This is a genomic window from Paraburkholderia atlantica, assembly GCF_000092885.1.
Classification (GTDB): Bacteria; Pseudomonadota; Gammaproteobacteria; order Burkholderiales; family Burkholderiaceae; genus Paraburkholderia; species Paraburkholderia atlantica.
In genome coordinates, this window is the sequence record NC_014118.1 from 1539402 (window position 1) to 1560542 (window position 21141).

Below are 21141 nucleotides of genomic sequence, written 5' to 3' on the forward strand. Positions count from 1 at the left end.
CGCGGACACCGTTAGATTGATGACTCCGCTGCACGCCTGAACTCGCGAGGCGAGCGATATTTCAATGCTTTGTGCGGGTGGCGCTCATTGTAGTGTTCAAAGGCAACGGCCAGACGCGAGAGGGCCGTTGGCGCGTCAGGCTTATCCATATAGGCGACGTAATTGTGCTTCATGGTCTTCACGAACGACTCAGCCATACCATTGCTTTGCGGCGAGCGCACGGGCGTGGTCAGCGGCTGCAGGCCCAGCTCGCGCGCAAAGCTGCGCGTGCGATGGTCGATGTAGGCCGAGCCGTTGTCCGTCAGCCATTCGATGGGCTGCGCGGCCTGCGTAGTGCCGAAGCGCTGTTCGACGGCAGCGAGCATCACGTCGCGCACCACGTCGCCGCTATGGCCTCCAGTGGTCGCAGCCCAGCTAATCGCCTCCCGGTCGCAGCAATCCAGCGCGAACGTTACGCGCAGCGGCGTGCCATCGTCGCACCGGAACTCAAAGCCATCGGAGCACCAGCGGGTATCGCTGCGGTCCACGGCGACGCGACCGTCATGCCGCCGCTTGTCTCGCCGCACGCCGGGACGACGCAGCAGCAACTGGTGCTCGCGCATAACCCGATACACGCGCTTGTGGTTGACGCACTGCGCGCCGGTCTGTTCCCGACTGCGGCGCAGCAGTGCCCAGATGCGTCGGTAGCCGTAGGTCGGTAGGTGCGCGACATGGGCCTGAATTTCCTCCACCAGCTTCGTGTCGTCGGTCCGTCTGGCGCTACGACCATCTTGCCAGTCAGACGAGCGAGCCAGTTTCGCTGCTACGCCAGAGCGCGCCACGCCGAGAACTTCACAGACCGTTTTCAATGGTCGTCCCCCGGCAGCAAGGGCGAGCGCGCAATCAGGTTTTTTGAGCGGCCCCATTCCACGGCTTCCTTCAGGATTTCGACTTCCATCGTCTTCTTCCCGAGTAGTCGTTGCAGTTCCTTGATTTCCTTGATGGCTGCGGCGAGCTCTGATGCCGGCACGACGGTCTCGCCCGCTTTCACTGCCGCCAGACTGCCTTCCTGGTATTGCTTGCGCCAGCCGAACACTTGGTTCGGGTTCACGCCATGCCGCCGGGCAACGGCTGATACCGATGCGCCAGATATCAGCGTCTCCTGGACGATGGCGATTTTTTCCTGCGCCGTGCGCCGCCGACGGCGCTCCGGCTCACTCAGAATTTCGATGGGTTCCACGTAATGACTAGGCTTACTGTTAGGCACAAGACTATCCCTTATTTTAAGAGAGTCCTTGTGTCCTCAGATACGTGGGGCTGCTCCAGGAAGAAAGTTCGAACGTCGATCTGACTGACCAGCTTGTAGCGCTCATTACGGCGCAACGAAACTATCAAGCCAACGCTCAAACGATCAAGACCCAACAAGCCGTCGACCAATCGCTTATCAATATATAGCCAGGACAAGGCAGGTGACGTCCTGCCTTCGCCCTCACCTGATCCCTCCAGTACTTCGTGTGGCGCTAGCTGCGCTGCTAGCGGTCACCACAGCCCCCAAAAACATATGGACAGTACCCTGGTCGTATCTGCTCCCTCCGTCTTCAGGCCGTTTTGTGTGACGGGGGAAGCTGGAGATTCGCTGACGGAGATTCCGATAGTCAAGGCCACCCGACTCAAGCCCTCCACGCTAGCCGCTACCTCCAAGGGATGGTCCGGCTTCCAGGAGTGTTGCGTCTGTCCTGACGACTGGAACGTCGACTTTGCAGCCGCTTACTTTTCCCCGTATCAAATTGAAGATGAGCAGATCATCTCAACGCTTACCTTTAACGTGACGATCCAAAATGACGCTCCATACCCGGTACAGGCAACTGGGTATGTCTTTGATGGACTGGACCACCCCGTTGGCAGCCTGGACCTGAGATATTTCGGGCAACGAATGCCCCGTGCACTGCAATTCGACGTTTCTGCATACCGGCTCTCGACGTCGAGTCGTCTCCTTATCGCCTTCCAGATTGCTGGAGGGGGAAGCACAAAGATCCCACGCCCCCCGCTAATCACGAGCGTCACAATCGACGTCGTAGCCTGCGTTCCGACGACCGTGAAGAATTAATTCCTTGGCGCTGGCACGTCAGGGACCAGCGCCAGCGTCATAACCTTCAGAGTCACTGAATAGGCTATCTGACGGCCAATGCGGCATCCGGGGACTATGCGGCGATCAGGGCCGTTCACAAGCGCTTCTCCAATTCATCTCTGAGGATCATCGCATCTGCGTTCACGGCCTGAGGACGCCTACGTTGGGGCCTGTAAACGTACTCGTCGCACTGGATCTGGCGACCACTGACTGCACATACTCCTGAATGACGAGCACGAACCAGATGCCATTCCTGGTTTCCGTATACACATCGCAACGGGTCCAGCCAGGCGAGCGTAACGCTCGTTGTCGTGGCACGCTCCAAAAAGCGTATGGTGGGTCCGTCTGCACGCTTTCCTGGCGAGCTTTCAAACCCTTGCGCCCAATCTGGTGCAACGTTGCTATTCGAGCTCTTCTCACCCGACAGTTGTCCAAGGATGCCGATGGTCATCAGCCACGGATCGAGAATATTCGACTGCGCCTCCATATTCGGGCTCCTCTTCCATTGTTGCGTGTTCTTTACGATCTTCTCCTCCCCCTGCGGGGCCACCGTCAGGTGAAATCCTAGGCGGAATACGCGGGCGGCAGTAGCCCCGAGCACGGCCTCACCGTGTTGTCATCGCATCAACAATCAAGGGCAACCGGCCAGAGGCACGACCTCGGTTGGACATTGCAGATCGAGCGCGCGGATCTGCTCGGTCATGTAATCGATAAATACTCGAATGCGCGATGGCAAGTGCTTGCGGCTCAGATAACACGCGTAATGACCGCGGTCGTCGGGCGCATACTGTACAAGGCACGCGTACAGACGGTTTGCGCGCAGCAGTTCGCTCACCTGGTAGGCTGCGAGCTGGGCAATGCCGTGGCCCGCAAGCACTGCCTGCAACACGAGATCCGCATCGTTGAGAACGTGCACGGCCTTCGGCACGACTTTGCGGCTCGCGCCGCCCACCTTGAATTCCCATTCGGCGATACGGCCCGAAACGAGACGGAGATTGATGCAGCGATGCATCCCGAGGTCCTCGACGGAGCGCGGCAAGCCGTGAGCGCGCGCGTATTCCGGCGAGGCACACACGATCATCTGCATCGGGAACAGTTGTTTTGCGATGACCTGGCTGTCGTCCAGCTTGCCGTCACGAAACGCGACGTCGATACGGTCCGTTGTGAATTCGATCGGGCCGTCCTTGAGCATGAAATCGAGCGCAATGTCGGGGTACGCCGTATAGAAGCCGCTGAGCAGCGGCGCGACGATCCTGCGGCCGAAGCCCGTCGTCGAGCAGATGCGCAACTGGCCGCGCGGCGGACCCTGGCGAAGTTCGCGCATATCCGCGAGCGCGCGGACGATGCGCTCGACACCAGGGTTGCAGTTCTGATAGAAAAGTTCGCCTTCGCGTGTCAATGCCATACTGCGCGTGGTCCTCAGCAGGAGCCGCGCATCGATCTGCGCTTCGAGTTTCTGGACATTGCGGCTCACAGCCGAGCGGCCGATGCCGAGCCGACTGGCAGCCTTGGCGAAGCTGCCTTCGCTCACTACCGCGAGGAAGGAGATCACGCCCACATAGCTGGTGGCGAAACTGGATGCGAGCGAGTCGTCGCTCGAAGCCCGGAGAGAATTCGTCACGCCGGTCGAGACGAGCATGTGCTGTTTGCCGTTCATTTCACGATTCGTTAATAGATCCATGGGTCGCGGCGGCCAGCGTCCGCGGCCGGCGAACCGTGCGAACGGACACTGACGCCGCAAAGACGATACGAGATGTTCTGGCCGGACCACACCGCCCTTGACACTGCGGCAGTGCATTCCGCGTCATTCGCTCCGACGACGGCAATGCCGGGTTCAATGCGGTTGCCAGAAGCGCATGGTCCTGGCGGCGGCACGAATCCAGTGCAGTTGTTCCCAGCCAGCTACCCCGCCTGCTTTAAAGGCGCGCTCAAGGTGATCGCCGTAAAAAAGCGGCTTCGCACACGGCGAGATCACGGTGGGTGCTGCCAGGACGTTTGGACGCGCATCGCCCGCGCGCGTCTCGCTTCATGAAGATGCGCCCGCAGGCAACGGAGTCGTTGCGGCAAGCACCTCCGGTAGCAGGCAATCGTCGACCACCGGGGTCGGTAGTTCGCGCAATCTTTCCCCTGTAGTCAAGCGTAGCGAGAACTCATATCAGCGACATACCGCCATCGACGTTCAGATTGATGCCGCTGATGAAGCTGCTTTCGTCGCTGACAAGGAAGAGCGCGGCGCGCGCCAGTTCTTCGGGCTGACCGAGGCGACCCAGTGGAATGCGGCCTGCAACGGCTGCCTCGAATGCGGGCCGTTCGGCGCTCCCGATGCCGAGCTTGCCGAGGATAGGCGTATCGACCGGTCCGGGACTGATGACATTCACGCGAATGCCACGTGCCTGGAATTCGAGCGCCCAACTCCGCGCAAATGCCTCGATTGCGGCCTTGGTGCCGGCATAGACGGCGTGCCCCTCGAACACCTTCGAACTCGCAATCGAACTGGTCAACAGAATGGCGCCGTGTTCGCGCATCAACGGCGCGATTTTCTGGACGCCAAAAAAGATGGCTTTGGTGTTGGTCGTGAAGTGAAGGTCGTACGATTCGTGGCTCACTTCGCTCGAGGGCGCAATGGTATTGATTCCCGCATTGGCGAAGTAGATATCGAGCCCGCCAAAGCGGCGAGAAACCAGCGAGGCGACCTCGTCGTGCGTTTGAGGGTTCGCGAGGTCGCCCGTCAACCCGATCGCCCTATCTCCAAGTTCGGATACGGTCGCATTGACCGCATCTGCCCGGCGGCCGACCACGATCACATTCGCACCCTCCTCGACCAACAGCCGGGCCGTCGCCAACCCAATTCCGCTATTCGCGCCTGTGACGACAGCGACCTTATTTGCGAGCCGATTCATTTTCTTTCCTCGTCGTATTTCGCCGATCTGGCGTACTGCCGGAATGTAGCAACGGCCGCGAAGGCGCTAAAGTCACACGATGGCCATTTCACTTGTTCCGATCTGTCATCATGTCTGCCGAAAATCTCAATGGTCTTGCCGCATTCGTCCGCGCCGTCGAGACTGGCTCGTTCACGAGTGCAGCCCATTCGTTGGGCACCACCCCTTCCGCGGTGTCCAAAAGCATCGCGAGGCTCGAAAAACGTCTGGGCGTCAGGCTGTTTCAACGGTCGACGCGCGCCTTCCTCCTGAGCGTGGAAGGACAAGCGTACTACGAGCAAGTGGCTCCGCTCGTGCGCGGCCTGGAGCGTGCAGACGAGGTTCTGCGTTCGCCCGCAACTGTCTCGGGAAGATTGCGTGTGAGCCTGCCAGGCGAGCTGGGGCGCCTTTTGCTGGACCCCGTCACGCGGCACCTGATGACGAAACATCCGGAACTCGCGCTCGATGTGAGCGTCAGCGATCGCCATGTCGATCTGATCCGCGATGGCTTCGATATCGCGATCAGAGCAGGATGGCTAGGAGATAGCGGTCTGCATGCGCACACCATTGCAGAGTTGCCGCTGGTGCTGGTGGCTGCGCCGGATTATCTGCGTGAACACGGAACACCGCGGAGGATCGCTGATCTCGCCGCGCATCGACACGTGCGCTATCGGCTTAGCGGGCGCGCGTATCCCGTGATCTTCGCGGATGGAACGACTGTCGCTGTCGATGGCGTGTTTGACGCGGACAGTGGCGACGCAATGCGGGTGGCAGCGTTGAATGGACTGGGTATTGCACAGATCCTGGCGATCGCCGTGCGAGATGACCTCGCTGCCGGACGGTTATGCACCGTGCTGCAGGGCCACGCGATGGCGTCCGTGCCCGTGCACGCGCTTCATGCCTTCGGACGGAACATTCCAATGCGCGCAAGGGTATTCATGGATTTCGTCACGGCACAACTGGTTGGATGGAAGGCCTCGCCTGCCGGGTCCGTCGCTGTCACTGCAACACGTTCGCACCTGAAAGTGAGATCAAAAAGAACCTGATGGCGCTGTCAAAGGTTCACGCATGATGCTGCTACTTGCACCCGCATTGACAATGATCCGCATTACCAACGACGCCGCCATAAGGAACGTGTATTCTTGCGTAGTGCCTGTATCCGCAGGATTTGACCTATCTCGTTGCGACTCCGATGGATCAGAAAAGAAAAATTCTATGGGACGACGGCGAGCGCGTTTTCTCGCGAGAACAGTCCTCGGCGCCAGCCGGCCAGAATGTGCTGCTGGCGCGGCTTGCCCGTGAACAGCCGATGCCCGCCAGTCTCGATCGTCTTGCCCACGAGTTCGCGCTGAAGGACGAGCTTGACAGTGCCTGGGCCGTGCGCCCGCTGAGACTGGTGCGCGAAGGCAGCCAGACCGTGCTGGCACTCGAGGACCCTGGCGGCGAGCCGCTGGCGAGGCTGCTCGGCGCACCAATGGAGATCGGTTATTTTTTGGAACTCGCGATTGGCATTGCCGCCGCGCTCGGCAAGCTTCATCAGCGCGGTCTGGTCCATAAGGATCTGAAGCCCGCGCATGTCCTCGTGCATTGCGCCGACGAACAGGCGCGGCTCACCGGCTTCGGCCTGGCCTCGCGCCTGCCGCGTGAGCGGCAGGCGCCCGAACCTCCCGAAACCATCGCCGGAACGCTCGCCTATATGGCACCCGAGCAGACCGGCCGGATGAATCGTTCGATCGATTCGCGCAGCGATCTGTATGCGCTCGGCGTCACGTTCTACCAGATGTTGACGGGTGTGCTGCCGTTTGCGGCCACGGACGCAATGGAATGGGTGCACTGCCATATCGCCAGAACACCGTTGCCGCCTAACACGCGGGTGGAAGCTGTCCCTGCGGTGATCTCCCGCATCGTCATGAAGCTGCTCGCCAAGACCGCCGAGGAGCGTTACCAGACTGCCGCCGGTGTCGAGCATGATCTGCGGCGGTGCCTCGCGGACTGGCAACGTCGGCGCCGTATCGACGACTTTACGCTGGACGAGCACGGCACCCCCGACCGGCTGATGATCCCCGAGAAGCTTTACGGACGTGAGCGCGAAGTCGAGACCCTGGTCGCCACTTTCGACCGGATTCTGGATAGCGGCGTGCCCGAGCTCGTGCTGGTGTCCGGTTATTCGGGAATCGGCAAATCATCGGTGGTCAATGAACTGCACAAGATCCTCGTGCCGTCACGTGGACTGTTTGCCTCCGGCAAGTTCGACCAGTACAAGCGCGACATCCCCTATGCGACGCTGATCCAGGCATTTCAAAGCCTGGTGCGCATGCTGCTGGGCAAGTCCGACACCGAGCTGGCGGGCTGGCGTGCCGCATTGCTGGACGCGCTCGCGCCCAATGCGGCGCTCATCAGCGACCTGATCCCCGAACTGGAGCTGATCATCGGCGAGCCGCCCCCGGTCCCGCAGCTCGAACCACAACAGGCGAAACAGCGCTTCCTGCAGGTGTTCCGGCGCTTCATCGGCGTATTCGCGCAGGCCGAGCATCCGCTGGCACTGTTTCTCGACGACCTGCAGTGGCTCGATGCAGCGACCCTCGACCTGCTCGCGGATCTGCTGATCCAGCCGGACCTGCGCTACCTGATGGTCATCGGCGCCTATCGCGACAACGAGGTGGATGCCGCCCATCCACTGACCGCCCGGCTCCAGGCTATCCGCAGCGCGGGCGCGACGGTCGGGGAAATCCGGCTCGCGCCGCTGACCGGTACGCACATCGGGAGTCTGATCGCGGACGCGCTGCACTGTGCGCCTGACAACATTGCGCCCCTGGCGCGCCTCGTGCACGACAGGACGGGTGGCAACCCGTTCTTCGTGATCCAGTTCCTGCTGGCACTCGCCGAAGGCAATCTTCTCGCTTTCGATCACGATGCACGGCAGTGGCGCTGGGATACCGAACGCATCCATGCCAGCAGTTACACCGACAACGTCGTGGACCTGATGGCCGGCAAGCTGACCCGCCTGCCGCCCGCGACGCAACACGCGCTGCAGCAGCTTGCCTGTCTCGGGAACGTCGCGAACATCACGACATTATCCGCCGTGCTCGGCACACCCGAAGCCCAGGTTCACGCCGTGCTGTGGGAGGCGGTTCGCCAGGAACTGGCCGTGCGACTGGAGGGCGCTTACGCGTTCGTTCATGACAGGATCCACGAAGCCGCCTATTCACTGATCCTTGAAGCATCGCGCGCCGAGGCTCATCTGCGCATCGGCCGGCTGCTCGTCGCGCAGACCCCTGCGGAAAAGCGCGAAGAAGCGATCTTCGAGATCGTCGGGCAGCTCAATCGCGGTGCCGCACTGATCACCGAGCCGGACGAACGCGAGCAACTGGCCGAACTCAATCTGCACGCCGGCCAGCGCGCCAGGGCGTCGGCAGCCTACACGTCGGCGCTCGCCTATTTCACCACTGGCGCGGGCTTGTTGAGCGACGATTGCTGGCAGCGGCGGCATCAGTTGACCTTTGCACTGGAGCTGAACCGGGCCGAATGCGAACTCCTGACGGGACAGTTGCCGGTCGCCGAAACGCGCCTTGCGGAGTTATCGAAGCGTGCTACGACCACCGTCGAGCGCGCCCGGGTTGCGTGCTTGCAGATGGATGTTTTCCTGATGCTCGGCCAGCGCGAGATTGGGGTCGCTGTGTGCCTCGCCTTCCTTCGTCAGGTGGGCATCGAGTGGTCAGCCCATCCGGACGACGCAACCGTGCGCAGTGAATACGAGCGCATCTGGCCGCTGCTTGGCGAGCGGGCCATCGAGGAACTCATCGATCTGCCGCCGATGCAGGACGCGCTCGCTCTCGCAACCATCGATGCGGTGATCTCGCTAGTCCCGCCTGCCCTCCACAGTGACGGGAACCTCGCTTGCCTGACGATCTGCAAGGCAATCACGCTCAGCTTAGAGCACGGCAATAGCGACGCCTCGTCCGTGGCCTACGCTAATTTTCCGAGGTTCGCCGGACGAGTTTTTGGCGACTATCAGGCCGGATTCCGGTTCGGCGAACTCGGCTGCAAACTCGTCGAGCGACGTGGCCTGGAACGCTACGAGGCCCGCACGTATCTGTCCTACTACATGTATGTCGCGCGCCTGGTTCAACCGATGCGTAATTGCGCAGAGCAGATGCGCCGCGTTTTCGACATGGCCAATCGGACCGGCGATATTCCGTGGGGGGCGTTCTCGCGCAACCACATCGTCTCGACCATGCTGGCAACCGGCGCACCACTATCCGAGGCGCACCGAGAGACAGAATCCGGCATTGCATACTGCGACAGAGTGCGGTTTTCCATGGTCACAGCCTTTAGTGAACTGCAGCTCGCACTGATCCGGACGCTCCGCGGCCTGACACCGGTGTTCGGCAGCCTCGATTGCGCTGAGTTCGACGAGCTTCGCACAGAACGTCACCTGTCTCAAACCTCTGTGTCGTACGTGTGCATGTATTGGATCCGGAAACTGCAGGCACGCTATTTTGCCGGCGACTATGAGGCAGCCACGCGCGCGGCTGCACGGGCGAATGAGCTAAGCTGGGTCATGTACTCGTTTACCGAGGAAGCGGAATATTACTTCTATGCCGCGCTGGCGTGCGCTGGCCGGTGCGACGCCATCCCGGCCGGCGAGCGTACACAGCACCTGGGCACGCTGCGCGCCCATCATAAGCAACTGACTATCTGGGCGGATCTCTGCGCGGAGAACTTCGCAAGCCATACCGCGCTGGTCGGCGCCGAGATCGCCCGCATCGAAGGCCGCGTGGTCGACGCCGAAATGCTCTACGAACAAGCCATCCGCTCGGCGCAGCATAGCGATTTCGCGCACGTCGAGGCACTGGCCAACGAACTCGCGTCCCGTTTTTATGCCGCACGCGATCTTCGAAAGTTTGCGCGTGTTTGCATGAAGGACGCCCACAATGGCTATCTGCGTTGGGGCGCCAATGGAAAGGTGCGGCAACTCGAGGAACAGTATCCTTACTTGAGAACCGACGAGGCGACGGCGCCCGGACCAACGAATACGATCGCAGCGCCAATCGAGCACCTCGACCTGGCGACCGTGATCAAGGTGTCGCAGGCGGCTTCTGGCGAGATCCACCTGGATAAGCTGATCGGGATGGTCATGCGCACGTCGATCGAGCAGGCGGGCGCGGAACGGGGTCTGCTGATCCTGTCGGGTGCGGGCGGCCATCGGATTGCGGCGGAAGCCACCACCGCCGGCGACGCGGTCCACGTGCAGATCTTCGACGCGCCGGTCACCGCAGCGATGTTGCCGGTGTCGATCCTCAACCAGGTCTTGCGGACCCGCGAGACTATCTTTCTGGACGATGCCGCAGCTGACCCCTTGGCTGCCGCGGACCCCTACGTCCGTCAGCATCGCGCCCGTTCCATTCTGTGCCTGCCCTTGATGAACGCAACCAGGCTCATGGGTGCGCTCTACCTCGATAACAATCTCACTGCCCGCGTGTTCAGCCCCGCGCGGATCGCCGTGCTGAAGCTCGTCGCGTCGCAAGCTGAGATTTCGCTCGAAATTGCCCGTTTGTACCGCGATGTCGCGCAAAGCGAAGCAAAGATCCGGCGTCTTGTCGATGCCAACATCATCGGCATCAATGTCTGGGAGGCCGGCGGGAATATCCTCGAAGCCAACGACGTGTTTCTGCGCATGGTGGGCTATGACCGCGACGATCTTTTCTCTGGCCGCGTCCGCTGGCTGGATCTGACGCCACCGGAAAGGCATGACGACGCGATCCGCGCGCGCATCGAGTTAACTGAAACTGGCCGCACCAAGCCGTTCGAAATGGAATACATCAGGAAGGACGGCAGTCGCGTACCGATCATTCTGGGCCTCGCTGCGTTCGACGCAAGCGGCCGGGAAGGCCTGGCGTTCGTGCTCGATCTCACCGAGCAGAAGCAGGCGGAAAAGAAAATTCGCGAGAGCGAGCAGCGCTACCGCGAGGTGCAGACCGATCTGGCGCACGCGAACCGTGTGGCGACCATGGGGCAGCTCGCGGCCTCGATTGCCCACGAAGTCTATCAACCGATTGCCGCGACGGTGACCCATGCCGAAGCCGCATTGCGATGGCTGCACCGCGAGCCCGCCAACCTCACCGAGGTCAGCCTCGCGCTCGACGGTATCCTCAGGGACGGCAATCGCGCCGGCGACGTGCTCGCGCGGCTCCGGCAACTGATCAGGAAGGCGCCACGGAAAAAGGAGCTGGTGAACATCAACGAGGCGATCCGCGAGATCGTCGAACTCGTCCAGGGAGAAGCAAGGAAATGCGGCGCCCTGCTGGCGATGCAGCTCGCAGAGTGTTTGCCGTTCGTCGAAGGCGACCGTGTGGAACTGCAACAGGTCATGCTCAACCTGATCATCAATGCGCTGGAGGCAATGAGCGGCATCGATGGTTTGCGACAGGTGCACGTCAGTACCGGCGAGGCCGACGGCGGCTGCGTGCTCGTGACCGTGCGCGACTCAGGACCGGGCTTTGGTCCTAACGGTGCCGACCACGCGTTCACCGCGTTCTACACCACGAAGTCCACGGGCCTTGGCATGGGACTTTCGATCTGCCGTTCGATCATCGATGCGCACCGTGGCCGACTGTGGGTGAGTGAGTGCTCTCCACGCGGCGCGGCCGTTCAGTTCACGCTACCCCGGCAACGCGCGGTTTTGTCGTGATGCGGTTATAGAACCCTCGACGTATTTCAACGGATCGGCCTTCACGGGTTCTGCTTCATCAAATAGAGCTGACGCGCCAACGTTTGCGCCAGTGCCGCCGCCCGTTGCGCCTTTTATTTCATCTTTCCGACGCTGGTAGAGATCGGGCTGTGATTATCTTCGTTGCATTCTTACGACACAGCTCCAGCGCGTGAACCTCGCTGCTCAAATTATCATGCTCGAGGACGGGCACGTAATAGCCGCGATTCAATTAAATCGTTCGGTTTATGCAGTATTGCGTCGCATGATGCCTGCAATGGCGGACAACGCAATTGCGCTGAATCCAGGCCCTGTTCGCACGCTTAGTTCCTCCTATCCCCACAAATAACCCATCACTGGAGATTTCACAATGGGCAAGCTCACGACGGCATTTGGCGCACCGGTGCCGGATAACCAGAACACGCAGACCGCGGGACCAAGAGGTCCTGCCCTGCTTCAGGATGTCTGGCTCATTGAAAAACTCGCGCATTTTGACCGGGAAGTGATTCCGGAGCGTCGCATGCACGCAAAGGGATCCGGGGCATTCGGTACTTTCACCGTGACGCATGACGTCACGAAATACACACGCGCAAAAATCTTCTCGTCCGTCGGCAAGAAGACTGAAATGTTTGCGCGATTCTCGACCGTTGCGGGCGAACGCGGCGCGGCCGATGCAGAACGCGACATTCGTGGATTTGCCCTGAAGTTCTACACGGAAGAAGGAAACTGGGATCTCGTTGGCAATAACACACCTGTCTTTTTCCTGCGTGATCCGCTTAAATTCCCGGACCTCAACCACGCCGTCAAGCGTGATCCGCGAACCGGCCTTCGCAATGCCGACAGCAACTGGGACTTTTGGACCCAGCTCCCCGAAGCACTGCATCAAGTCACGATTGTGATGAGCGATCGTGGTATTCCGCGCAGCTTCCGGCATATGCATGGATTCGGGAGTCATACATTCAGCCTCCTCAATGCGAATAACGAGCGGTTCTGGGTCAAATTTCATATGTTGACACAGCAAGGCATCGAGAACATAACCGACGAGGAGGCGACCGCACTGGTCGGGGCCGACCGCGAGACGCATCATCGTGATCTTTACGAGGCCATCGAGCGAGGAGAACTTCCGCGCTGGAAGGTGTACTTCCAGATCATGCCGGAAAAGGAGGCTGCCACCTACAAGGTTAATCCGTTCGATCTCACGAAAGTCTGGTCGAAAAAGGATTACCCGCTAATTGAAGTTGGCGAGTTCGAACTCAACCGAAATGCGGAAAACTGGTTCGCGGATGTCGAACAGGCGGCGTTCAATCCCGCAAACGTTGTGCCGGGCATCGGTTTCTCCCCGGATAGGATGTTGCAGGGGCGGTTGTTCTCTTACGGAGATGCGCAGCGATATCGACTAACAGTGAACCATCATCAGATCCCGGTGAATTCTCCGCGCGGTACCAGGCATTACAACAGTTATCATCGAGACGGCTTGCTTCGTGTCGACGGCAATCAAGGCGGAACGACTTCCTATAACCCGAATACGCGCGGAGCCTGGCTCGATCAGCCCGACTATAGCGAACCTCCGCTGTCCATTGAGGGGACGGCCGCCCACTGGAACCATAGAGTCGACGAGGACTACTATTCCCAGCCTGGCGATCTGTTCCGTTTAATGTCGCCAGCACAACAGCAAGTCCTGTTCGAGAACACCGCACGCGCAATGCGCGGCGTTTCACGCCCGATCCGGGAGTTGCACATAGATCACTGCACCAAGGCAGATCCGATGTATGGCGCGGGTGTTCGAAAGGCGCTCGACGTGCTGGATGCATCGGATGAAGCCGCAACCCGATCGAAGCTGCAAATGCACAAGTAATGCGTACTTTTCTGGGTGAATCGAACATCTGAAGTCGTTGATCAAGATGTGAAGCCCCGGTCGGATAGTGCGGGTCTTACCGGACATAACGGAGCGGGTTCGTGAAACCGAACCGCTCCCTCGCAATCGCCTTGAGCGGAAAGTTGGGTGTTTCCGCGAGCTTGCGCCGCTCGATAGCAGTGTCGATGGGAAAGGTTTCCTGAAGGAACCGATCGCCGGTCCCCGCTATTCGCATCTCGCTTGTCGCCTACACCGCGCTAGCATGCCAAGGGCGAGCGTTAGGCTTCGTCGCCCTTTGCCTCGCTGAATAGGTTATTAGCCACGAAGTCCACGAATGCACGTATTTTCGTCGCCATGTGTCGACTGGATGGCCACACTGCCACGCACTGGTAACTACCAGAGACATGGTCTCCCAGCACGCGCCGCATGGAGCCATCCTTCAATTGCCGCTCGATCGCGAATTCCGGCAGGCATGCGATACCGGATCCGCACTCCACCAGGTTAACCAGTGCGCCAAGCATCGAAACCGCCATCGAGACAGGCGGCTCGCCGGCGTCCGATTCGCCGAGCCCGAGTGGCCATCGGATCAGCTTTCCGCCATCTTTCAGATGAAGGCAGACGTGATGCGCGAGGTCTTGCGGTGTCACGGGTGTTCCGCAGCGCTCAAAATAGGACGCCGCACCCGCAATGCAAATCCTCGAGTACCCAAGGTGCTTCGACATTAGTCGAGAGTCTGTGTCGAGGCCGGGACAGATTGCAACATCGAATCCGCTTTCTATCAAACCAGCAGCGCCAGTCCCCCACTCCATATCGAGTTCTATTTCCGGAAACGCAACGATGAACTTACGGAGTACCGGGGCGATATAGGCACTGGGAATCTGCGCAATCACGCGTAGCCTGCCGCTGGGAGCCTTTCCTCGCCTGGTAAAGCGCTCCTCGATCATCTCTACTTCTTCGATGATGCGTCGACAGCTTTCCAGGAGCATTTCGCCCTCGTGGGTAAGCATTACGTTTCTCGTGCTGCGATGAAACAGGCGGATGCCCATCCGGTCTTCGAGACGGGCGATCGATTTTGCTATCGCTGACGCCGAGAGGCCGAGCCGTTGAGCAGTTCGCGTGAAGTTGCGTGTCTCTGCTGCATGTACAAATATGCTGAGAGTACCTAATGTGTCCACCCTACGGTTCCCCGGTTAAGTAGGATCGCGTGCTCAAACACTCATAATCCAGGATTTACGCCCGTGCGCTGTGGGCGACGCGGCAGAGAACGCGGCGGCACCCGCCGTACCCCCGAGTACCGCTAACGACAGGGCGTTCGAACTCATCCCGGACCGGGTCGGGTAACGCGCGACACCGGCAAGCCACGCGTCGACGAAATCCGCCCGGAAAGGTGGCGCATTTTTCCCGCGCCGAATCGGAACCCTTGTTTCAGAAATCGAGCTCGCGCATACCTGAAACTACGACATACAGTCTTTATCGCGGATCGCGTGACTCAAATGACCGTTTGACACCGCCACGATTCGCCTTGAAAAAGATAACTTTATAAATTCGACGGCGAAATCGGAAGGTACAAGAAATGACAATCTGATTAGGTCATGAAGAGCTATTGCGAACGCCGTATGGCGGCGCTGCACTTCGTGGCGTTCGAGCCTTTGTGTGGTTCGGTCGCGGGCCATTGGACGATGCGGCGGCGCTCGAACCCCCGCCTCAATTTTGAACTCCCACTCCCCGATCCGACCGGACGTGGTCTGCAAGTCGAGGCAGCGATGGTCAGGTCATCGACATGACGGGGCGAACCGTGGCTCGCCCAACAGCAGTTCGGGCAGCATCTTGGGATATCGTGTATGAAAGTCGCTCGGCAGCGGCGCTACGACATAACGGCCGAATGCCCGGGTCGAGAGGGATGCAAAGACCATCACGTGGTGGCAGGCTGCTGAGTCCCGACATACTTGGCAGCTTAATTGATGCGGTCAACGGTGTTGATCCGCACTCCATCGATCTGCGGCGTGGGCCAGACAAAGCAGGCCTGCGCCGGCCGCAACCCGGGCCGTATACGACGCAACTGACGAACGGGTGATACGCGTGCGCGGACGCGTATCACCCGTGCGAACGTTTTGGCGGATGCCGCCGTCGCAACAGTCAATGGCCCTGTTTCTCCGGAACCAGAACCGGCGCGCCCTGATTCTTGAGCAGCAGCACGACGAACTTGGCCGGCTGCGTCTGACTGGCGTTGCGCCCCACCGTGTGCACGTCGTTCGGACCTTCGTAGAAGGTTTGGCCGGGCGTCAGCGTCACTTCCTTGCCACCCTTGACCTGCATGATGATTGATCCTTCCTGCACATAAATGAAGCCGTGCGCGTGATGGCGATGCACGGGGTCCGCGGCGCCCGGTGGATATTCGACGGAAATCATCAAGGCTTCTTTGCCCGGATAATCGCCAAGCCGTTGCGTCATCAGTGGAGTGACAATGGCCTCAGCGGGCGTGTCAGCGTGAGCGATGCCCAGCGACGCGCCCACGGCAAGCAACGTCACGAGTGGGGCTTTTTTCAGGCGAAGCATATTCGTGTGCTCCAGTATGAGCCGGCCCGTGCGTGCGGACCGGCGCCAAAGAATCGTGTAGTGGATGCGCTCAGGTCAGATTCGCCTTGTCGAGGCCGTACGCTTTGTCGGCCGAACCCGGAACGGTCCTGAACGCAACGTTCACGCGATTCCACGCGTTGATCGCCATGATGTCGTACGTCAGGTCCGACAGTTCCTTTTCGCTGAACTGCGTGCGCACGCGCTCGTAGATATCGTCAGGCACGCCTTGCTCGGGAAGCTTCGTGAGCACTTCGGTCCAAGCGAGCGCGGCGCGTTCACGCGGAGCGAACAGCGTCGATTCGCGCCAGGCCGGCAGATGATGAATACGCAATTCGCGCTCGTCGTGAATCTTCGCTTCCTTTACGTGCATGTCGAGACAAAACGCACAACCATTGAGTTGCGAAGCGCGAATCGATACGAGATCGCGAACCGATTCTTCGATCGCGCTCTCTTTCAACAGATTGCTGAACTCCAGAAACTTCTTGAATAGTTCCGGCGATTGCTGGATGTAGTTGATACGCTGCGACATGATGCCTCCGGGTTGGAATGAAAAGATTTGGGGCGTGGGGGATGCGTTCGGCAGCATCGGGCCCGCACGAAGGCATCTTATGACCCCATGACACCGGCCGGTAGATCCGGCACCCGGCTCACGATGTTGCTCGGCCAGCACCAATCGGCCTGCGTAACCTTTTCGCGTGAGCCGGTGTGTCGCGCGCTGGCACTCCCGGCGTGAAGTGTTCACGCTGAGCAGATCCGCGTCGCCGCCGGCATTTCGTCTGCACACGCGCGGTTAAGTCTGGACGCACGCGCTCCAGGCTAGTCCCCGAACGCGCTGCTGCTAAAGCGGGTGACCTCGTTATCCATTGGCCCGGTGACAGGCACTTTCATTGTTGCAATACAGGCATCCTCAGCACTTCCGACCTGCCAACAGAGCGCTTAGGATTGATCAGGCGAACGACCGCGAGACTATTTTTTCGAATGCGTGCTTCCACTTTCCTTTCCGCAGATCACGTTACAAATCAAAGCGCTCAATGGGCAGAACGTCACCGTCGACACTCGCGTCGGCTCGGTCACTCCAGTATTGATCGATGGCAAACCATGGTCTCGCCCCCCGAATCCACGCGTGAATATCCCGACACGCCATGAAGTCGCACGTCCAGTCTCGTTACGCGGATTTCAGTTCAGGACGCCGCGCCAAAGCAAGACCTCGGGCCGTCTGTTGCGACGACGCTTCGCGACATCGGCAGTCGGACTGTCGACTGGCTCGCGTTCGGCAACCCTCTTGCAATCAATGGCCACCAATACCGCGTGATCGGTGCGCGTCGTGCCGGTGAACAGGAGGTTGAGTTCGTCAAGTGCCAGACGAGGAAAACTAGCCGACATTCAACCAGCTCACACCCAATGCATTCACAGAACGTTCGATTCGACTGCCCACGCCGAAGCCGCATTGCGATGGCTGCACCGCGAGCCCGCCAACCTCGCCGAGGTCAGCCTCGCGCTCGCTCAACCTGATCATCAACGCGCTGGAAGCGATGAGCGGCATCGATGGTGTGCGACAGGTACACGTCAGTACAGATGAGGCCGACGGCGGCTGCGTGCTCGTGACCGTGCGCGACTCGGGACCGGGCTTTGGTCCTAACGGTGTCGACCACGTGTTCACCGCCTTCTACACCACGAAGTCCACGGGCCTTGGCATGGGACTTTCGATTTGCCGTTCGATCATCGATGCGCACCGTGGCCGACTGTGGGTGAGTGAGTGCTCTCCACGCGGCGCGCATTCACGGCTGAGCCGCGTAATACTTTGCGAGACCGTCGATCTCTTCGGGTCGAAGTTGTCGCGCGACGTTGCGCATTTGCTCGCCGATGTCGTTACGCCGGGTGCCACCGGCAAACGCGCGCATCTGCGTTGCAAGATACGAGGCCGACTGCCCGTCGAGCGAGGGCGCCGCGCCCTTGCGGTCGATCGTGCCGTGGCACGCGGCACAAGGGGCGATGTTGCGGATCGGCGCGCCTTGCATCGCAAGCGCGTGAGCCGCGCCGTCGTCGCGGCTGCCCGCTTCCTGCACCTGCGTAACGCGTGGCTGACTCGAATAGTATCCGGCGACATCGAGCAGATCCTGGTCACCCAGGTTCGCGATGATCGGCTGCATGATCGCGCTCTCCCGCGCCCCGCTCTGAAAGTCGCGCAGTTCCTTGTAGATCGCATCGGCATACTGGCCGGCAAGCGCCGGAGCCGCTATCCCGGCCGGACTCTGTGCGCCGTGGCACATCGAGCAACGCTGCGTGGCGAGCGTGGCACCGCGTCCGCTCGAGACCGCATTGATGCGCACGGTGCGCAGCGGCGGCAGCACGACGACATTGCTCGGCGGTGCGTCAGGCACGTTGTCGCTGCCCCTGGACCCTGTGGACGGCACACCCGCCGCGCTGCAGATCGCGCTCCACAGCTCGTTCGCCGTGAAGCCGCGATGCATCGACGGCAACCAGACGAAGCCAATGAGAATCGCGAGGACAGCGACGAGAAGTGTCCCGCCGGCGCTCATGACAAACCACCGGTTCCGGAGGCTGAACACGCGTTCCTGTTTCATCGCTGTGCTCCCACGGCAACGGCCGGAACCGAAGTGTTCGGCAGACGCAGCAGCTGCGCGATCGGCACCGAGTAGTTGACGACGGTGAGGCCGATCATCAGGGCAATCCACAGCCTGAAGCTGTTGAGCGCTACCGGCACGCGCACGACCGGATGCACACAGGCGCTGAACTCGAACGGCGCGGGCATTTCATCCGTACGGCGCGACGAAGCAAACTGGGCCTTCGCGAGAATGTAGACAAAGAGCGCACCGGAAATCAGCAGCACGACGCCGCCGAAGGCGGAAACTGCCACCCATATTGCCTGCGGCGCGATCGCGGGGTTCGTGTAGTCGTAATACGCCATGCGACGCGGCGCGCCAAGAAGACCGACATAGTGCCAGGGGAACGTCACCACCAGCATGCCAATGAACCACAGCCACAGCTGCTTGCGGATCAAGCCCTCATCGGGCTTGCGTCCCGTGAGTTGCGGCCAGAGGTCGTAGGCGATCGCAAAGTACATGATCACGACCGCGCCACCGAAGATCAGATGGAAGTGGCCAGTAATCCACTGCGTGTTGTGGATCGTCGAATCAAGGTGGTAGCTCATGTTGATGAGCCCGCCGGCGCCGCCGAATCCGAGCATGACGAACGAGAACGCAATCGCGAGCATCATCGGATTGCGCCACGGCAGCGCCGCGAGCCAGCCGAACAGCCCCGTGCCACCGCGCAGGCGACCCGCGATCTCGACCGACGCGCAAATCGTAAACACGGTCAGCAGTGTCGGCACCGAGACCATCGCCGTGAACACCTGATGTATGAACTTGAACCCGGTGCCCACCTGCGGATCGGTATACAGATGGTGAATGCCGATAGGCATCGCGAACACCAGGAACATCACGAACGCGATGCGGGCCATCGAATCGCTGTAGAGCCGCCCGCCGATGGCGCGCGGCACCAGTGTGTAGTACGCGGTGTAGGCCGGGATGAGCCAGAAGTAAACGATGGCGTGCAGTGTCCACGAGAACAGCACGCGCGCGAGACCTACATCGATGGTCGACTTCAGCCCAAGCGCCACAGGCAGGATCTGGAACAGGATTTCAAGTGCCGCACCTACCGCCGTCCACGCCCAGAGATAGGCGCCCGCCACATTGGCGAACATGGCGAGCGGAATCGGCTTGCCGGGATTGACGCGCCTCCATGCACGCAGATTCACGTACATCAGCGCGACCCATATCCACGAGCCGACTACCACCAGCACGATACCGAGGTAGTAGAAAACACTACCGATCATCGGCGGATAGAAGGTGAACAGCAGCGAAGCACGGCCCGTCGCAACGGGCGCGAGTGCCATCAAGGCACCCACTGCGAGCAGGATGAAGGCCGCCCATGCCCATTTGAGTCCGATCAGCCGCTGTCTGAGTGCGAGCTCGCAGATTGCGTAGCCGAACCCCATTGCGACGAGCGTCGGCAGCGCATAGGCCATGACGGTTCCATGCGCCGTCACCGAACGGTAGTAGATCTCGGGATTGCCCACCCATGCGAGCAGTGGACTGCGCACGAGCATCTGCCACGCGCCAAGCACGAGCGCGACAAGGAACGAGACAAAGGCGAGCCAGAAATGCGCGAGAACGAGCCGCTTAGCGAGAAACACAGCTGAGCCTCCTGGAGTGGCGGGCGGCCTCGAAGAACGTGGCCTTGTCGATGACTTTCACGTGAGCCCACATGGTTTGATGGCCGAAGCCACAGTATTCGTGACACGGCATCAGGTGTTCGGCCGGCTTCGGGAAAACGGTGGTGAGCGTCGAGACATAGCCAGGCTCGATCATGGCGTTGACATTGGTTCCCATGATCTCGAGGCCGTGCACGACATCGGCGCTCGTCATGCGCAGCGTCATCGGTGTATCGGCCGGCATCAGCAGGCATTGCGGCGTGAACGAGTATTGCTGGGCAATGAAGCGCACCGTGACGGAGCCATCCGGCTCGACCGCGCTGCCCAGGTTGCTCTCGACGAATTCACCCGACATCTGCAGTCGGCTCGGGTCGATCGTTTCCACGCGCGACGGTGATGTCATCGCCGAGTGCATGCCTATGTAGATCATCACGACCAGGAGCAGCAGGATCAGCCCGCCGGCGAAGATGGCCCCGCGGCGCTCGACGCGCATCGCGAGTGAGTGGCCATCGCGATTGGGTTGGTGCGAGGTTTCGGTCGACATGATCAGCTGATAGGGCCGCGCGGCAGGAATGCGAGGAAATAGAAGGCGAACCAGAGCGCGAACACGATCACGGTGGCCGCACCGGCCAGCGCGATCGCGCCACGCGGTCCGGCAGCGACGATGAGTTCGATCGCCGGGTCCAGCGCCGGACCTTCGCGGTTGTCGTTGATCTCCATCATGGGGTTCTCAGTGAGGAG

15 protein-coding genes and 2 pseudogenes are annotated in these 21141 nt (G+C 60.6%); 5 read left to right on the plus strand and 12 right to left on the minus strand.

Translation table 11 applies throughout. The features are described from left to right. Positions 1–11: 11 nt before the first annotated feature. Positions 12–1210 (minus strand): IS3 family transposase gene (locus BC1002_RS22980; protein WP_193373031.1). Its coding sequence is split into 2 segments (ribosomal slippage): positions 12–895 and positions 895–1210, totalling 1200 coding nucleotides; the frame shifts between segments, so codons are not numbered across the junction. A gap of 98 nt (positions 1211–1308) precedes the next feature. On the opposite strand from BC1002_RS22980, the pseudogene BC1002_RS36590 reads away from it, so the two are divergent. Next, positions 1309–1434: pseudogene (locus BC1002_RS36590) on the plus strand (flagellar basal body rod C-terminal domain-containing protein); the annotation flags it as partial. Positions 1435–2201: 767 nt separating this feature from the next. Here the strand turns inward: BC1002_RS36590 and BC1002_RS22995 are convergent. The 3 genes from BC1002_RS22995 to BC1002_RS23005 all read right to left on the minus strand — a co-directional run bounded on the left by BC1002_RS22995 (position 2202) and on the right by BC1002_RS23005 (position 5007). Further along, entirely contained in the window at positions 2202–2594 is a 393-nt protein-coding gene (locus tag BC1002_RS22995) for a DUF3331 domain-containing protein (RefSeq protein WP_013092386.1), read from the minus strand. A 144-nt stretch (positions 2595–2738) separates the two neighbouring features. Continuing rightward, positions 2739–3764: a LysR family transcriptional regulator gene (locus BC1002_RS23000; protein WP_013092387.1), complete on the minus strand. Its 1026-nt coding sequence runs from the start codon at positions 3762–3764 to the stop codon at positions 2739–2741. A 493-nt stretch (positions 3765–4257) separates the two neighbouring features. Next, the gene (locus tag BC1002_RS23005; RefSeq protein WP_013092388.1) at positions 4258–5007 is read right to left on the minus strand and encodes an SDR family NAD(P)-dependent oxidoreductase; all 750 of its coding nucleotides are present in this window, start codon (positions 5005–5007) and stop codon (positions 4258–4260) included. Between the two features lie 110 nt (positions 5008–5117). Between BC1002_RS23005 and BC1002_RS23010 the strand changes: the two genes are divergently transcribed. From BC1002_RS23010 to BC1002_RS23020, 3 genes are all read left to right on the plus strand, one after another. Next, positions 5118–6071, plus strand: coding sequence for a LysR family transcriptional regulator (locus tag BC1002_RS23010; RefSeq protein ID WP_013092389.1), 954 nt, complete (start codon positions 5118–5120; stop codon positions 6069–6071). Between the two features lie 146 nt (positions 6072–6217). Then, positions 6218–11716 carry an ATP-binding sensor histidine kinase gene (locus BC1002_RS23015; protein WP_013092390.1) on the plus strand — a complete coding sequence of 1833 codons (5499 nt, stop codon included), beginning with the start codon at positions 6218–6220 and terminating at the stop codon, positions 11714–11716. A 388-nt stretch (positions 11717–12104) separates the two neighbouring features. Then, entirely contained in the window at positions 12105–13589 is a 1485-nt protein-coding gene (locus BC1002_RS23020; protein ID WP_013092391.1) for a catalase, read from the plus strand. 278 nt (positions 13590–13867) lie between these two features. Here BC1002_RS23020 and BC1002_RS23025 read toward each other — a convergent pair whose 3' ends face one another. From BC1002_RS23025 to BC1002_RS37860, 4 genes are all read right to left on the minus strand, one after another. Beyond that, positions 13868–14764: a LysR family transcriptional regulator gene (locus tag BC1002_RS23025; protein ID WP_013092392.1), complete on the minus strand. Its 897-nt coding sequence runs from the start codon at positions 14762–14764 to the stop codon at positions 13868–13870. Positions 14765–15725: 961 nt separating this feature from the next. After that, a complete protein-coding gene (locus tag BC1002_RS23030; RefSeq protein ID WP_013092393.1) occupies positions 15726–16145 on the minus strand; it encodes a cupin domain-containing protein in 420 nt (139 codons plus the stop codon). A 70-nt stretch (positions 16146–16215) separates the two neighbouring features. After that, the gene (locus tag BC1002_RS23035; protein WP_013092394.1) at positions 16216–16695 is read right to left on the minus strand and encodes a carboxymuconolactone decarboxylase family protein; all 480 of its coding nucleotides are present in this window, start codon (positions 16693–16695) and stop codon (positions 16216–16218) included. 843 nt (positions 16696–17538) lie between these two features. Next, on the minus strand, positions 17539–17709 hold the full coding sequence (locus BC1002_RS37860; RefSeq protein WP_157874736.1) for a hypothetical protein: 171 nt from the start codon (positions 17707–17709) through the stop codon (positions 17539–17541). On the opposite strand from BC1002_RS37860, the pseudogene BC1002_RS36595 reads away from it, so the two are divergent. Continuing rightward, a pseudogene (locus BC1002_RS36595) lies at positions 17699–17887 on the plus strand (ATP-binding protein); the annotation flags it as partial. The gene BC1002_RS37860 and the pseudogene BC1002_RS36595 sit on opposite strands and share 11 nt — an antisense overlap. Positions 17888–17944: 57 nt before the next feature. On the opposite strand, the gene BC1002_RS23040 reads toward BC1002_RS36595, so the two are convergent. Genes BC1002_RS23040 through BC1002_RS38495 form a run of 4 tightly spaced genes read right to left on the minus strand, consistent with a single transcriptional unit; the run spans position 17945 to position 21123 of the window. Beyond that, positions 17945–18751 (minus strand): c-type cytochrome, encoded by an 807-nt coding sequence (locus BC1002_RS23040; protein WP_013092396.1) that lies wholly within the window; start codon positions 18749–18751, stop codon positions 17945–17947. After that, on the minus strand, positions 18748–20382 hold the full coding sequence (locus BC1002_RS23045; RefSeq protein WP_013092397.1) for a b(o/a)3-type cytochrome-c oxidase subunit 1: 1635 nt from the start codon (positions 20380–20382) through the stop codon (positions 18748–18750). The genes BC1002_RS23040 and BC1002_RS23045 overlap by 4 nt, the downstream gene beginning before the upstream one ends. After that, the gene (locus BC1002_RS23050) at positions 20369–20944 is read right to left on the minus strand and encodes a cupredoxin domain-containing protein (protein ID WP_013092398.1); all 576 of its coding nucleotides are present in this window, start codon (positions 20942–20944) and stop codon (positions 20369–20371) included. The genes BC1002_RS23045 and BC1002_RS23050 overlap by 14 nt, the downstream gene beginning before the upstream one ends. A gap of 2 nt (positions 20945–20946) precedes the next feature. Continuing rightward, positions 20947–21123 (minus strand): hypothetical protein, encoded by a 177-nt coding sequence (locus tag BC1002_RS38495; protein ID WP_013092399.1) that lies wholly within the window; start codon positions 21121–21123, stop codon positions 20947–20949. Between the last annotated feature and the right edge of the window lie 18 nt (positions 21124–21141).

What these genes read in the sequence shown, in the direction of transcription:
- BC1002_RS22995 (WP_013092386.1), bottom strand. Translation starts at nt 2,594, where the DNA reads ATGGAGGCGCAGTCGAATATTCTCGATCCGTGGCTGATGACCATCGGC.
- BC1002_RS23000 (WP_013092387.1), bottom strand. Translation starts at nt 3,764, where the DNA reads ATGAACGGCAAACAGCACATGCTCGTCTCGACCGGCGTGACGAATTCT.
- BC1002_RS23005 (WP_013092388.1), bottom strand. Translation starts at nt 5,007, where the DNA reads ATGAATCGGCTCGCAAATAAGGTCGCTGTCGTCACAGGCGCGAATAGC.
- BC1002_RS23010 (WP_013092389.1), top strand. Translation starts at nt 5,118, where the DNA reads ATGTCTGCCGAAAATCTCAATGGTCTTGCCGCATTCGTCCGCGCCGTC.
- BC1002_RS23015 (WP_013092390.1), top strand. Translation starts at nt 6,218, where the DNA reads ATGGATCAGAAAAGAAAAATTCTATGGGACGACGGCGAGCGCGTTTTC.
- BC1002_RS23020 (WP_013092391.1), top strand. Translation starts at nt 12,105, where the DNA reads ATGGGCAAGCTCACGACGGCATTTGGCGCACCGGTGCCGGATAACCAG.
- BC1002_RS23030 (WP_013092393.1), bottom strand. Translation starts at nt 16,145, where the DNA reads ATGCTTCGCCTGAAAAAAGCCCCACTCGTGACGTTGCTTGCCGTGGGC.
- BC1002_RS23035 (WP_013092394.1), bottom strand. Translation starts at nt 16,695, where the DNA reads ATGTCGCAGCGTATCAACTACATCCAGCAATCGCCGGAACTATTCAAG.
- BC1002_RS37860 (WP_157874736.1), bottom strand. Translation starts at nt 17,709, where the DNA reads ATGCCGCTCATCGCTTCCAGCGCGTTGATGATCAGGTTGAGCGAGCGC.
- BC1002_RS23040 (WP_013092396.1), bottom strand. Translation starts at nt 18,751, where the DNA reads ATGAAACAGGAACGCGTGTTCAGCCTCCGGAACCGGTGGTTTGTCATG.
- BC1002_RS23050 (WP_013092398.1), bottom strand. Translation starts at nt 20,944, where the DNA reads ATGTCGACCGAAACCTCGCACCAACCCAATCGCGATGGCCACTCACTC.
- BC1002_RS38495 (WP_013092399.1), bottom strand. Translation starts at nt 21,123, where the DNA reads ATGATGGAGATCAACGACAACCGCGAAGGTCCGGCGCTGGACCCGGCG.